We start from the raw sequence: 13,396 nt of genomic DNA on the forward strand, positions 1-13,396 counted from the left end.
CGACTGCTCGCGAGCGCCGTCGGCTCAGGCCTGCTCTTCGCCGGCCTCGTCCTCGGAAACCTCGGTCTCCTCGTCGAGGATCTCGTCCTCGTCCTGGCCGTAGATGGCGTCGGCCGAGGTGAGGGTCTCGCCGCGCGCCTGACGCTCGGCCTCTTCGTGCGAACGGGCGATGTTGATCTCGATGTTGACCGAGACTTCCGAGTGCAGCGCGATCGACACCTTGTGCAGGCCGATCGTCTTGATCGGCAGGTTCAGCTCGACCGAGTTGCGATTGACGTTGAAGCCCTCGGCCTTGACGAGATCCGCGATGTCGCGCGCCGACACCGACCCGTAGAGCTGGCCGGTCTCGCCGGCCGAGCGGATGGTGGTGAAGCGCTTGCCCTCGAGCGACTGGCCGACCGTCTGGGCCTCGCTCTTGCGCTCTTCGTTGCGCGCGATGATCTGCGTCTTCTGGGCTTCGAACTTGGTGCGGTTCGCCTCGTTGGCGCGCAGCGCCTTGCCGGACGGCAGGAGGAAGTTGCGGGCGAAGCCGTCGCGCACGCGCACGGTGTCGCCGATGTGGCCGAGACGGTTGACGCGCTCGAGAAGAATGACGTCCATGACGAAGGTCCTTTGGGTCGGAGTTGAAGGTCGGTTCAGGCGTTGGCTGCCGGCGAGGCCGGCGGCTTCGCGGTCTCGAACAGGCCGAGAACCATGAAGGCGAGAAGCGGGAACGACAGGAGCAGGATCGCCGCGTAGGTCGTGAAGAGAAGCAGGCCGCGCGCCGCCCGGCCGCGGGTGCGCCGGTGCACCGAGGCGAGGCCGACGAAGGTGAAGGCGCAAGAGAAGCTGCCCACCGCCACGGCGCCGAGCAGCCCGATCGTGCCCGGCAGGAAGCAGGCCGCCAGCGCCACGGCGAAGATCGGCAGCGCCAGGCGCGGCAGCGTCGTCGTGGCCGGCAGGTCGTCCTTCGGCCGCGGCAGCCTGCCGCTGAGGCGCGTGATCGCCGCCGACAGATAGAGGCAGATCACCAGCGTGAGCACGAGGAAGGCCGGCTGCACGAAGGGAACGGCGGCCACGACGAACCGGCCGAGCTCGGCCGCCTGCTCCGGCGACACGCCGGAGGCGTCGCTCTGCGCCTGCAAGGCGGCGGCAACGGCCGGGCCGACCTCGGACGGGTCGTAGCCGATGAGCCAGCCGAGCCCGATGCAGGCGGCGGTCGCGAGAAGCGCGATGGCGAAGAGGATGCCGCTGACCGGATACCAGTCCATCGCCGGCGCGGCCGGCGCCTTGCCGAACGGCGTCGGGGCGGGTTCGGGCCCATCGATCGGGCGGGCGAGACCCGCGACATGGCCGAGGATCGCCGAGGGCAGGCCGGCCGACAGAAGAACGGTCAGGCCTGCGTTCAGGGATCCGAGAAACGCGGCGATGGCGATGAAGGCGGTGGCGGCGGCGAGGAAGCCCGCCTTGGAACCCCAGCCGAGACTCGCCAGCAAAACGGGCACCGGGGCGATCAGCGCCAGACCCAACGCGCCGGGCGACTGGACGACCAGTCCGGCGAACAGAAGGGCGGTCGCGGCGCCGGCCGCAAGTCCCGTGAGGAGGGCATCGAATTTCATCGTCGGTATCGCTGTCCTGCACTGTGGCAGTTAGGGGCAAAGAGAACCCCAACTCGGCTGTGTCTCGACTCCTGGCGGCGCCGAACGGGCCGGGATCGAAGGACGAGGGCGGCGAGCCTCAAGTGCTCGCCGCCCTCGAAATCCAAAGAAGCGTCGCGAAGACTACTTCAGGACGTAGGGCAGCAGGCCCAGGAAGCGGGCGCGCTTGATCGCCTGGGCGAGGGCGCGCTGGTTCTTCTGCGACACCGCGGTGATGCGCGAGGGAACGATCTTGCCACGCTCGGAAATGTAGCGCTGCAGGAGACGGACGTCCTTGTAGTCGATCTTCGGCGAATCGCTCGCCGCGAACGGGTCGGACTTGCGCCGGCGATGGAACGGGCGACGCGTGGGCATCTGGGCGACGTCGACCATTATGCAGCCTCCTCGTTACGCGGGCGACGGGGACGATCGTCGTCCTCACGGCGCGGGCGGTCTTCGCGGTCACGACGCGGACGGTCGCCGCCGTCGCGGTCGCCGCGACGCGGACGGTCGTCGCGCTTCTGCATCATCGCCGACTGGCCGTCGTCATGCTGCTCGACGCGGATGGTGATGTAACGCAGGATGTCCTCGTTGAAGCGCATCTGGCGCTCCATCTCCTCGACGGCCGCCGACGGGGCGTCGATGTTCATCAGCGTGTAGTAAGCCTTCCGGTTCTTCTTGATCCGGTAGGTGAGGGTCTTCAGACCCCAATTCTCGACCTTGCCGACCTTGCCGCCATTGGCCTCGAGCACACCGCGGTACTGTTCCACGAGTGCTTCGACCTGCTGGCCGCTGATATCCTGTCGGGCAAGAAATACGTGCTCGTAGAGCGACATATGTTCGCCTTTTCCATTCGTGTTGCGTTTGCCCGGATCCGGCGGCTAAGCCTCTGCGACTCTCCTGCTGGCCGGTGAAGGCCGTGAGTGGAAAGGCGCGTCATTAGAGACGGTCGAGAGCGGGAACACGGGAAGAAAGAGACGCCGTCTTCGGCGATTCCCAATCCCTTTCGGGAATGGACTTCCGTTCAGCCCCCGGCCAGACGTCGGGCAATGACGGTGTGCGCATAACCCATGGCCGAAGAATTGGCAAGGGTGCCCGGCGGGTTCAGGCCTGACGCTGGATGTCGGTTCCCGCCAGCCGCGACAGGATTTGGTCGGCGGTTTCCGGTTTGCCGAGGAAGAAGCCCTGGCCCTGGATCGGGCCGATGGCGCGAAGCGCCGACCATTGCTCGGCGGTCTCGACGCCTTCGGCCGTCAGCGCCAGATCGAGGCGGCGGCAGAATTCCCAGATCGCCGCAACCACCGGAGCCGAGCCGTCGTCCCGGCCGAGGTGGCGGATCAACGAGGGGTCGAGCTTGATGCGCTCCACGCAGAGCGATTGGAGGTAGCCGAAACTCGTCTGGCCCGAGCCGAAGTCGTCGATCGCGACGCGAACGCCCATCTCGCGAAGCCGGCGTAGCGAGATCGCGAGCGATCCGGTCTCCGTGACGGCGACGATCTCGGCGATGTCGATCTCGAGCGCGCTCGGCATGAGCGAATGCTCGGCGAGAATCGCCGCGAGGATCGTGCAGGCGTCCTCGCGCGCCAGCGTCAGCGCCGACAGGTTGACCGCCAGCGCCACGGCTTCACAACCCGCTTCCTTCAGGCGCGCGAAGTCGGCGACCGCGCGGCGCGCGACCCAGAGGTCGATGAGGCTGACGAGGCCCGCCTGCTCGGCGAGGGGAATGAATTCGTCGGGCGGCACCAGCCGGTCGAGGCGCCGGTTGTGCCATCGAACGAGCGCTTCCAGCCCCGTCACGCGGCCCGCGACGGGATCGACCTGCCGCTGGAAGACGAGGTGGAACTCCTCGTTGGCGATGGCGAGCGCCAGATCGCTCTGCAGCAGGCGGCGGTCGAGCATCGCCTGTTCCTGGACGGGATCGAAGCAGGCGACCCCGTTGCGCCCGCTGCGCTTCACCACATACAGGGCGAGGTCCGCGGCGCGGTGGATCTGGTCGCGCGACACGCCGTCGAGCGGGGCCGACGCGATGCCGACCGAACAGCCGATCTGCACCTTATGCCCCGCCACGTCGGCGGGGAGGCCAAGGCAAGCGACGATCCGCTCGGCGGTCTCGATCGCCTCGCGGCGCGAGGCGCCGTCGAGCAGCACGAGGAACTCGTCGCCGCCGAAGCGGAAGACTTGGCATTGCGCGCCAACGCAGCGGTGCAGCCGGTCGGCGACCTCCTTCAGGAGCAGGTCGCCCACGCCATGCCCATGCTCGTCGTTGACCCGCTTGAAATGGTCGAGGTCGAGAGCCAGCAAATGAACGCAGCGGCCGCCTTGCGCGATCTGCGGCTCGATCCTGTCCCAGGCGGCGTTAAGCTGTGCGCGGTTGCCGAGGCCCGTCAGATGGTCGTGCCGCGCCAGGAACTCGATGCGGCTGCGCGCTTCCTTCAGTGGCGTGATGTCGGTGAGGCTCAGCACCTGCGTGGAGACACCCTCGACGGTGACGCGGGGCGAGATCGAGATCATCACATGCCGGGTCATGGCTGGAAGGGCGATCTCGGCTTCGAACCGGTGCCCCTCGAAGAGGCGCGCTGCGAGCGACGAGCCGTCCGCGGGAACCAGCCGCCGGACGACGTCGATGGCGCCGAGCGCCTCCGCTTCGCTCAACCGGACGTCCTCGACGTCGAAGAGCGCCAGCGCCGCCGGATTGGCGTAGCTCGCATGGCCGAGCGGATCCACTCGCACGATGCCGGTCGGCGTGCTGGCGAGCACCGCCTCGCACCGGGCTTCGAGTTCGCGCATGCGCGACCGGTCCCGGACCTGTGTGCTCACATCGGTGCACAGGACGAGCGAGCCGCCGCCCGCGCGTCGGCGCGACAGGCACCGCACCACGCGCCCGGACGGCATCCGGGCCAGCGTCGAGGTCTCGGCGTTGTTCAGGACGTCGTCGATATGGGCGTCGGCGCTGAAGTCGTCGTCGAGATCGCCGCGCGCGACGAAGAAATCGGTGAGGCTCGCGCGATCGGCACCGGGCGTGAAGAGATCGTCGCCGACCTCGAAACACTGGCGCGCCGCGGCGTTGGCACCGATCAGCACCTCGCGCCCCGCGCCGTTGAGATCGAAGGTCAGCAATCCGAGATCGAGCGTGTCGAGCATGTCGAGGACATCGGCGGCGTCGCCGGATCGCAGACCGAACGTGGCTTTGCGGGACTTGGCCATGCTCGCGGCTCCGACGCTGTCGTTGGTGGGTTTCAGCTGACGACCCGAAGCCGGCGGCGAGCCGTAACCTCGCCATCGGATCATGGTTGCATCGCCCGATCACGACGAGGCGTCATGCCCTTCGCGACTGTGGTTGACCCAACGTAATCAGCGATCCTTGAACTTGTCTTAAAACCACAACCGCCGGAAGCGGGCGTCGCGCGGCCGGTCCGTCGCGGTTGTATCGATGCTGCACCGCGCCTTGACACGTCGCCGGGTGCTCCCCATTCACCCCCGCAACGAAACGCATGCAACGGAACTCCCGCCCATGGCGCTAGCGCTTATCTTTCCCGGCCAGGGAAGCCAGTCCGTCGGCATGGGCCGCGAACTCGCCGACACGTTTCCCGAGAGCCGCCGGGTCTTTGACGAGGTCGACGAGGCGCTCGGCGAAAAACTCTCCGCAACGATCTTCGAGGGTCCGACCGACCAGCTGACGCTGACCGCGAACGCCCAGCCGGCGCTCATGGCCGTCTCGCTTGCGGCGATGCGGGCGCTGGAAGCGAGGGGCTTCGATCTCGGCGCTTCCGCGGTCTTCGTCGCCGGCCATTCGCTCGGCGAGTATTCGGCGTTGGCGGCGGCGGGGTCCCTGACGATCGCGGATGCCGCGCGGCTGCTGCGCATTCGCGGGCAAGCGATGCAGGCCGCCGTGGCACCGGAAGAGGGCGCGATGGCCGCGATCATCGGGCTCGACGAGGGTGTGCTGGGCGAAATCTGCGCCCGCGCCGCGGAGGGCGGCGTCTGCCAGATCGCCAACGACAATGGCGGCGGCCAGATCGTCATTTCCGGCACGAAGGCTTCGGTCGACCGCGCGATGACGATGGCGAGCGAGACCGGCGCGAAGCGGGCCATCGCGCTGTCGGTCTCCGCGCCGTTCCATTCGATGCTGATGCAGCCCGCCGCCGAACGCATGCGCGAGGCCCTGGCCGCCGCGCGCATCGAGGCGCCGCGCGTGCCCCTCGTCGCCAACGTCCTGGCCTCTCCGATCTCCGATCCCGCCGAGATCCGCGACCGGCTCGTGGAGCAGGTGACCGGTCAGGTGCGCTGGCGTGAGAGCATGGCCTATCTCGCCGACGCCGAGGTCGATCTCCTGTTCGAGGTCGGGTCCGGCAAGGTCCTGTCGGGCCTCGCCAAGCGCATCGACAAGCGCCTCGCGGCGCAGGCTGTCGGCACGCCCGCCGAGGTCGACGCGGCGCTCGCCCGGCTCGCCTGACCACGCCGCACCGCTCTTCGGCCGGCCGGCTGACGGCACGGCCATCAGACACAAGGATTGTCCCCATGTTCGATCTCACCGGCCGCAAGGCCCTCGTCACGGGCGCCAGCGGCGGCATCGGCGAAGCCATCGCGCGCACGCTCCATGCCGCCGGCGCGGTCGTCGGCCTGCATGGCACGCGGCGCGAGAAGCTCGACGAGGTCGCGGCCTTGCTGGGTGAGCGCGCCCATGTCTTCGCCGCCGATCTCGGCAGCCGCGAGGACCAGAAGTCGCTGGCCGAGACCGCCGACGCGACGCTCGGCGGCGTCGACATCCTCGTCAACAATGCCGGCATCACCAAGGACGGGCTCTTCGTGCGCATGTCGGACGAGGACTGGGATCGGGTTATCGAGGTCGACCTGACCGCCGCCTTCCGGCTGACGCGGGGCCTGACGCACCAGATGATGCGCCGGCGCTACGGGCGCATCATCAACATCACCTCGATCGTCGGCGTCACCGGCAATCCCGGTCAGGCCAACTATTGTGCCGCGAAGGCAGGCATGATCGGCTTCTCCAAGTCGCTGGCGCAGGAGATCGCCTCGCGCAACGTCACGGTGAACTGCATCGCCCCCGGTTTCATCGCAAGTGCGATGACGCAGAAGCTGAACGACAAGCAGAAGGACGCCATCATGGGCGCCATTCCGATGAAGCGGATGGGCGATGCATCCGAAATCGCTTCCGCCGCGTTGTTCCTCGCGTCCGAGGAGGCGGGCTACGTGACCGGCCAGACGATCCACGTCAACGGCGGTATGGCGATGATCTAAAGCCCGCGCTCGGCGGTTGGCCCCGTCGGGCCCGCGTGCTAAGCCGCGCTTCTCTCGCGGGAGAGGCCGGTGGCCTCGGCCGACTGGCGGTCTCGATGCCGGTGGAGCCGGGCATAGCTTGATTAACCGGACTCCGGCCGTTAACGAAACGGCGGAAGCCATCTCAACGAAGGAATGACCATGAGCGATACCGCTGAACGGGTGAAGAAGATCGTCGTCGAACACCTGGGCGTCGAGCAGGAGAAGGTGACCGACAACGCTTCCTTCATCGACGATCTCGGCGCAGACAGCCTCGACACGGTCGAGCTGGTCATGGCGTTCGAGGAAGAGTTCGGCGTCGAGATCCCGGACGATGCGGCCGAGACGATTCTCACGGTCGGCGATGCGGTGAAGTTCATCGAGAAGAACCAGGCCTAAAACCCTGGAGCCCCCCGCCGCTGCGAACGAGTACCGAATGAGACGAGTCGTCATCACCGGCGTCGGCATGGTCAGCCCCCTCGGGGCTGGCGTCGACGTCACCTGGAAGCGCCTTCTGGAAGGCCGCAGTGCGGCCGGCCGGATCGAGAGCTTCGAGGTATCCGACCTGCCTTGCCAGATCGCCTGCCAGATCCCCCGCGGAGACGGTACGGACGGGACCTTCAATCCGGATCTCTGGATGGAGCCCAAGGAACAGCGCAAGGTCGACGACTTCATCATCTTCGCGGTCGCTGCGGCGGCGGAGGCGCTGGACGATGCCGACTGGCATCCCGAGAGCTACGAAGACCAGTGCGCCACCGGCGTTCTGATCGGCTCTGGGATCGGCGGCCTTCAGGGGATCGAGCGCAACGCGCTGATTCTCGCCGAGAAGGGACCGCGGCGCATCAGCCCGTTCTTTATTCCCGGCAGCCTGATCAATCTCGCGTCGGGTCACGTCTCGATCCGCAACAAGCTGCGCGGCCCCAACCACTCCGTGGTCACGGCCTGTTCGACCGGCGCGCATGCCATCGGCGACGCGTCGCGGCTCATCATGCTCGGCGATGCCGACGTGATGGTGGCCGGCGGTGCCGAATCGCCGGTGTGCCGCATTTCCATGGCGGGCTTTGCCGCCTGTCGCGCCCTGTCCACAAGCTATAACGACAATCCGACGGCGGCCTCCCGGCCCTACGATCGCGGTCGTGACGGTTTCGTGATGGGCGAGGGCGCCGGCGTCGTCGTCCTCGAAGAGTACGAACACGCCAAGGCGCGCGGCGCGCGCATCTATGCCGAAGTGATCGGCTACGGCCTGTCGGGCGATGCTCACCACATCACGGCTCCCGCCGAAGACGGCGATGGCGCCTATCGTTGCATGACGATGGCGCTGAAACGCGCCGGCGTGACGCCCGACCAGATCGACTACATCAACGCGCATGGAACCTCGACGCCGTTGGGCGACGAGATCGAGCTGCGCGCCATCGAACGGGTGCTCGGCGATGCCGCGCAGGGCGCCACCATGTCCTCCACCAAGTCCGCGATCGGCCATCTTCTCGGCGCCGCCGGTTCGGTCGAGGCGATCTTCTCGGCGCTGGCGATCCGCGACAACGTCGCGCCACCGACGCTCAATCTCGACGACCCTTCCGTCGAGACCGCGATCAATCTCGTGCCCAAGCGCAAGATCGAGAAGCGGATCGATGTCGCGCTGTCGAATTCGTTCGGCTTCGGCGGCACGAACGCCTCGCTCGTCCTGCGCCGCGTCGAGGACTGACTCGGTCTTTCGCCACATTCGGATGATGCATCCAAGGGCATCGAGGGCGCTGCCGCCGGGATGACGACGCGTCGCCCGGATCGGTCCGCCCGCCCCAACACTGGCCGGCAGGACGAACGGCACCCCGTCGGTCCTGCCGATCCTGCGGAGAATTGGCCGTGACGATCGGACCGGACGACCGAGCCCAGCCCCCCCTGATCACGCATGCCGAACTCGTGGCCGACCGCAAGCGGGCGCGTCGACGCTCGCGCCGCGCCCGCAGCGGGTTCGTCACCTTCCTCAGCTTCATGATCAGCGCCGCCCTCGTGGCCGTCATCGCGGCTGCGCTGACCGTCTACTGGGGCAAGCGTCAGTTCGAGGGCGCCGGCCCCCTGCAGCAGGAGGCGACCTACCTCGTGCCGAAGGGCGGCGGGCTGGAGAGCATCGCGTCGGGTCTCTCCCGAAAAGGCATCGTCAGCGACGCTCGGATCTTCGAGTACGGCGTGCGCATCGAGGGTGCCGGCGGCGAGCTGAAGGCTGGCGAATACGCGTTCGCGCCTGGCGCCAGCATGCGCAGCGTGATGGATACGCTGCGCAGCGGCAATTCGATCCTCCACAGCGTGACGATCCCCGAGGGCTGGACGGTCCAGCAGATCTTCTCGCGTCTGCAGTCCGACGTGACGCTCGTTGGCGATCTGCCGGCGGTGGCGCCGGAAGGGACGCTCCTGCCCGAGACCTACAAGTTCACACGCGGACTGAGCCGCGCCGAGTTGGTATCGCAGATGTCGGCGGCCCAGACGAAGCTCGTCGCCGAGCTCTGGGCCGAGCGTGATCCCGACCTGCCGGTGAAGGATATCGGCCAGTTCGTGACGCTCGCCTCGATCGTCGAGAAGGAGACGGGGATCGACGCCGAACGCCCGCATGTCGCCTCGGTCTTCGTCAACCGCCTGCGCGACGGGATGCGCCTCCAGTCGGATCCGACCATCATCTACGGCATCTGGGGCGGAGCCGGGAAGCCGGCCGACGAGCCGATCCGGCAGTCGCACATTGCTTCACAGACGCCCTACAACACTTACGTCATTCGAGGCCTGCCGCCCGGCCCGATCGCCAATCCAGGACGTGCCGCGCTCGAAGCCGTCGCGCATCCGCTCGCGACCGACGATCTCTATTTCGTCGCCGATGGCACCGGCGGCCACGCCTTCGCCAGCACGTTGAACGCCCACAACGCCAACGTTCGCAAGTTCCGCGAAATCGAACGCCAGACGGCCGCTGATCGCACCATGGATAGCACGGGCACCGGAGCCAGCCTCGAATGAGGCCGGGATCGCTTTTGAGCCGGACACCTCGACATCGTCAGCGGAGACCGCGATGCCCGTCATGAGCATGACGGGCTTCGCCCGTTTCGAGGGGGAGACGCTCGAGGCGAGCTTTGTCTGGGAGCTGCGATCGGTCAACGGCAAGGGGCTGGAAGTTCGCATCCGCCTGCCGCAGGGTCTGGAGTCGATCGAGGCCGATGTCCGGCGGACCGTCTCGGCGCGGCTGGCGCGCGGCAACGTCCAGGTCTCGCTAGCCATGCGCCGCACTGAGGAGGGCACCGGCAGCTTCTCGATCAACGCCGCGATGCTGACCGAGATCCTGCGCCTGTCGAACCAACTGGTGAGCGAGGGCCATGCGACGCCGCCCTCGGCCGATGGGATCCTCGGTCTGAAGGGTGTGATCGAGCTCGCGGAGAATGAGACGCTTCCTGAGCTCGCGGCGCAGCGCGCGCGCGACGCCCTGAACGGCCTCGGTCCGGCGCTCGATCGCCTGCTGCAGAGCCGCGCCGACGAAGGCGCGCTGCTGCGCACCATTCTCGTTGAGCGGCTGGACGAAATCGCGGCCCTGTCGGCTCGTGCCGAGGACGATCCCGCCCGAAGGCCGGAGGCGATCCGTGCCAAGCTGGCGCGTCAGGTTGGCGAGTTGATGGGTGCGGCGGTCGCACCGCTGGACGAGGCCCGTCTGCATCAGGAGGCGGCGATCCTCGCCACCAAGGCCGATATCCGCGAGGAACTCGACCGGCTGGCGGCGCATGTCAGCGCCGCGCGCGAGCTTTTGGCCACGGGCGGCGCGATCGGGCGCAGGCTCGATTTTCTGTCGCAGGAATTTAACCGCGAATCGAATACCCTGTGCTCCAAGTCAAATGCGACCTCGCTCACGGCGGTCGGTGTCGAGTTGAAGGTCGTGGTCGACCAGTTTCGCGAACAGGTGCAGAATATCGAATGAAGCCGCTCATGGACATCGAATCGAGCCCGCCGATCGCCCGGCGTGGGCTGATGCTCGTCATCTCCTCGCCGTCCGGCGCCGGCAAGTCGACGATCGCCCGCAACCTTCTCGACCTCGACCACCGCTTCTCGCTGTCGATCAGCGTGACGACCCGCAAGCGCCGTCCGAGCGAGATCGACGGCGTCCACTATCATTTCATCACGGTCGACGAGTTCGAGCGGCTGCGTTCGGGCGACGCGCTGCTGGAATGGGCCGAGGTGCACGGCAATCTCTACGGGACCCCGCGTGACGCCGCGGAAAAGGCGATGCGCGAGGGCCGCGACATGCTCTTCGACATCGACTGGCAGGGCGCTCGCCAGCTGCAGGAGCAGGCGAAGTCCGACATCGTCTCGATCTTCATCCTGCCGCCCTCGATGGCCGAACTGAAGTCGCGGCTGATGCGCCGGGCCGAGGATTCCGGCGAAACGATCGCCATGCGTCTGCGCAATGCCAGCGTCGAGATCGAGCGTTGGCGGGACTACGAATACGTGGTGCTGAACGACGATCTCGACCGCGCGTTCACGGCGGTCCTGTCGATCGTCAATGCCGAGCGCCTGCGCCGCGACCGGCGGCCCGGCCTCTTCGATTTCACGACGCAGCTTCTCGACGAAGCGGCCGCGGCCGCGAAGGAGTAATCGTCAGGAGAGTTCGTTCGCGAGGCGGACGAATTCCTCGACGCTCAGGGTCTCGGCCCGTCGCTGCGGGTCGATCCCGGCGCGCGCCAGAAGCGCCTCGCCGCCGACGGGCTTCAAGCTCTGGCGCAGCATCTTGCGGCGTTGTCCGAAGGCCGCGGCCGTGACGCGCTCCAGATCCGCCAGGCAAGCTGGCAGCGGCTCGGCGCGCGGGCGCAGATGCACGATCGCCGACGTCACCTTGGGCGGCGGCGTGAAGGCTTCGCGCGAGACGTCGAACAGGATCTCCGCCTGCGTGCGCCAGCCGCAGAGGACGCCGAGGCGTCCGTAATGGTCGTCGTCCCCGCCCGCGACGATGCGCTGGGCGACTTCCTTCTGGAACATCAGCGTCAGGTCGGTCCAGCGCGGCGGCCAGTCGGCAACGGTGATCCAGTCGAGGAGGAGTTGCGTGCCGACATTGTAGGGCAGGTTGGCGACGATCTTGTAGGGGCCCTCGCAGAGCGTGCCGGGATCGATCCGCAACGCGTCGCCCTCCACCACCGTCAGGCGGCCGGGATAATGCGCCGCGATCGCCTCCAGCGCCGGCATGCAGCGTGGGTCCTTTTCGATGGCGATCACATGCCCTGCGCCATGCGAGAGGAGCGCCCGCGTTAGCCCGCCCGGGCCGGGTCCGACCTCGATGACCGTCTGCCCTTCGAGCGGCAGCGCCTGCCGGGCGATACGGCCGGTGAGGTTGAGGTCGAGGAGGAAGTTCTGGCCGAGCGCGCGCTTGGGGTCGAGCCCATGCGCTTCGAGAACCTGCCGCAGCGGCGGCAACCCGTCGAAGGCGTTCACGCGCCAGAGCCATGGCCAGAGCCGGCACTGCGCGCGATCACGGCCATGCGCGCGGCCAGCCGCAGCGCCGCGATAAAGCTGTTCGGCCGTGCCAGGCCGCTGCCGGCGATGTCGGACGCCGTGCCGTGATCGGGCGAGGTGCGGATGATCGGCAGGCCGAGCGTAACGTTCACCGTCTCGTCGAAGGCCAGCGTCTTGGCGGGGATCAGCGCCTGGTCGTGATACATGCAGAGCGCCACGTCGTAGCGCCGACGCGCCTCCGGATGGAACATCGTGTCGCCGGGGAGGGGGCCGACGACGTCATAGCCCTCTGAGCGCAGGATCTGGATGGCCGGGCGGATGACCTCCTCGTCCTCGCGCCCGATGGCGCCGCGTTCCCCTGCATGCGGATTGAGACCGGAGACGGCGAGGCGAGGCGCTTCCAGACCGAAGCGCTCGCGAAGGTCCGCAGAGACGATGCGGGCGGTCGTCAGGATCAGGTCGGTCGTGAGCGTTGCCGGCACGTCGGCGAGTGGAATGTGAATGGTGACGGGGACGCAGGAGAGTTCGGGCCCGGTGAGGAGCATCACCGGCTGGAGCGGGCGCCCGATCAGGGTTCCACAGAGCTCGGCCAGATACTCGGTGTGGCCGGGATGGGCGAAGCCGGCGTCGTAGAGCGCCTTCTTGTCGATCGGGTTGGTGACGAGCGCCGCCGCCTCGCCGGCGAGCACGAGGCGCGTCGCGCGGTCGATCGCCTCGATCGTGCCCGCGGCGTTGGCCGGGTCCGGCTGGCCGGGCGTCTCGCTGTGGCGGTTGATGAGCGGCAGCACGGCGAGCGTATCGGCGCCCACAGATTCGCCGGGGCGGCCGACCGTCTGGATCGCGATATCGAGCTTCAGGCGCTCGGCTCGCAGCGCGATCATTTCGGGGTCGGCCAGAAGCACGAAGCGCGGCAGATCGAGATCGCGGCGTGCAGCGAATGCCATCAACGTCACGTCGGGGCCGACGCCGGACGGTTCGCCGACGCTGACGAGGATGACGCCGGCGTCGGGCTCTTCAGTGGGAATGTCGCTCACGAG

Annotated in this window: 14 protein-coding genes; 7 read left to right on the forward strand and 7 right to left on the reverse strand. The window is 67.9% G+C overall.

Annotated features, from left to right (window positions below):
• Positions 1-24: 24 nt before the first annotated feature.
• The 5 genes from rplI to AUL33_RS19090 all read right to left on the reverse strand — a co-directional run bounded on the left by rplI (position 25) and on the right by AUL33_RS19090 (position 4,820).
• A complete protein-coding gene (rplI, locus tag AUL33_RS19070) occupies positions 25-600 on the reverse strand; it encodes a 50S ribosomal protein L9 (protein WP_062212141.1) in 576 nt (191 codons plus the stop codon).
• Between the two features lie 35 nt (positions 601-635).
• Positions 636-1,598: a hypothetical protein gene (locus tag AUL33_RS19075; protein WP_062212143.1), complete on the reverse strand. Its 963-nt coding sequence runs from the start codon at positions 1,596-1,598 to the stop codon at positions 636-638.
• A 162-nt stretch (positions 1,599-1,760) separates the two neighbouring features.
• On the reverse strand, positions 1,761-2,009 hold the full coding sequence (rpsR, locus tag AUL33_RS19080; RefSeq protein ID WP_062212146.1) for a 30S ribosomal protein S18: 249 nt from the start codon (positions 2,007-2,009) through the stop codon (positions 1,761-1,763).
• Complete coding sequence (rpsF, locus tag AUL33_RS19085; RefSeq protein WP_062212149.1) at positions 2,009-2,452, reverse strand: 30S ribosomal protein S6; 444 nt, start codon at positions 2,450-2,452, stop codon at positions 2,009-2,011. The genes rpsR and rpsF overlap by 1 nt, the downstream gene beginning before the upstream one ends.
• Positions 2,453-2,720: 268 nt before the next feature.
• Positions 2,721-4,820: a bifunctional diguanylate cyclase/phosphodiesterase gene (locus AUL33_RS19090; RefSeq protein ID WP_062212151.1), complete on the reverse strand. Its 2,100-nt coding sequence runs from the start codon at positions 4,818-4,820 to the stop codon at positions 2,721-2,723.
• A 307-nt stretch (positions 4,821-5,127) separates the two neighbouring features.
• Between AUL33_RS19090 and fabD the strand changes: the two genes are divergently transcribed.
• The 7 genes from fabD to gmk all read left to right on the forward strand — a co-directional run bounded on the left by fabD (position 5,128) and on the right by gmk (position 11,507).
• Positions 5,128-6,069: an ACP S-malonyltransferase gene (gene fabD / locus AUL33_RS19095; protein ID WP_062212155.1), complete on the forward strand. Its 942-nt coding sequence runs from the start codon at positions 5,128-5,130 to the stop codon at positions 6,067-6,069.
• A gap of 65 nt (positions 6,070-6,134) precedes the next feature.
• Entirely contained in the window at positions 6,135-6,872 is a 738-nt protein-coding gene (gene fabG / locus AUL33_RS19100) for a 3-oxoacyl-[acyl-carrier-protein] reductase (RefSeq protein WP_062212158.1), read from the forward strand.
• Positions 6,873-7,052: 180 nt separating this feature from the next.
• Positions 7,053-7,289 carry an acyl carrier protein gene (locus AUL33_RS19105; RefSeq protein ID WP_009209380.1) on the forward strand — a complete coding sequence of 79 codons (237 nt, stop codon included), beginning with the start codon at positions 7,053-7,055 and terminating at the stop codon, positions 7,287-7,289.
• Positions 7,290-7,326: 37 nt separating this feature from the next.
• Positions 7,327-8,592 carry a beta-ketoacyl-ACP synthase II gene (gene fabF, locus AUL33_RS19110; RefSeq protein WP_062212161.1) on the forward strand — a complete coding sequence of 422 codons (1,266 nt, stop codon included), beginning with the start codon at positions 7,327-7,329 and terminating at the stop codon, positions 8,590-8,592.
• Positions 8,593-8,750: 158 nt separating this feature from the next.
• Positions 8,751-9,887: an endolytic transglycosylase MltG gene (gene mltG / locus AUL33_RS19115; protein WP_374754450.1), complete on the forward strand. Its 1,137-nt coding sequence runs from the start codon at positions 8,751-8,753 to the stop codon at positions 9,885-9,887.
• Positions 9,888-9,939: 52 nt separating this feature from the next.
• A complete protein-coding gene (locus AUL33_RS19120; RefSeq protein ID WP_062212164.1) occupies positions 9,940-10,833 on the forward strand; it encodes a YicC/YloC family endoribonuclease in 894 nt (297 codons plus the stop codon).
• An 8-nt stretch (positions 10,834-10,841) separates the two neighbouring features.
• Positions 10,842-11,507 (forward strand): guanylate kinase, encoded by a 666-nt coding sequence (gene gmk, locus AUL33_RS19125; protein ID WP_156419499.1) that lies wholly within the window; start codon positions 10,842-10,844, stop codon positions 11,505-11,507.
• A 3-nt stretch (positions 11,508-11,510) separates the two neighbouring features.
• Here gmk and rsmA read toward each other — a convergent pair whose 3' ends face one another.
• Both rsmA and pdxA read right to left on the reverse strand, forming a co-directional pair.
• Entirely contained in the window at positions 11,511-12,338 is an 828-nt protein-coding gene (gene rsmA, locus AUL33_RS19130) for a 16S rRNA (adenine(1518)-N(6)/adenine(1519)-N(6))-dimethyltransferase RsmA (RefSeq protein ID WP_062212171.1), read from the reverse strand.
• On the reverse strand, positions 12,335-13,393 hold the full coding sequence (gene pdxA, locus AUL33_RS19135) for a 4-hydroxythreonine-4-phosphate dehydrogenase PdxA (RefSeq protein ID WP_244492352.1): 1,059 nt from the start codon (positions 13,391-13,393) through the stop codon (positions 12,335-12,337). Before pdxA ends, rsmA begins: the two co-directional genes overlap by 4 nt.
• Positions 13,394-13,396 lie beyond the last annotated feature (3 nt).

The sequence above is a fragment of the Aureimonas sp. AU12 genome (assembly GCF_001463705.1).
Classification (GTDB): Bacteria; Pseudomonadota; Alphaproteobacteria; order Rhizobiales; family Rhizobiaceae; genus Aureimonas.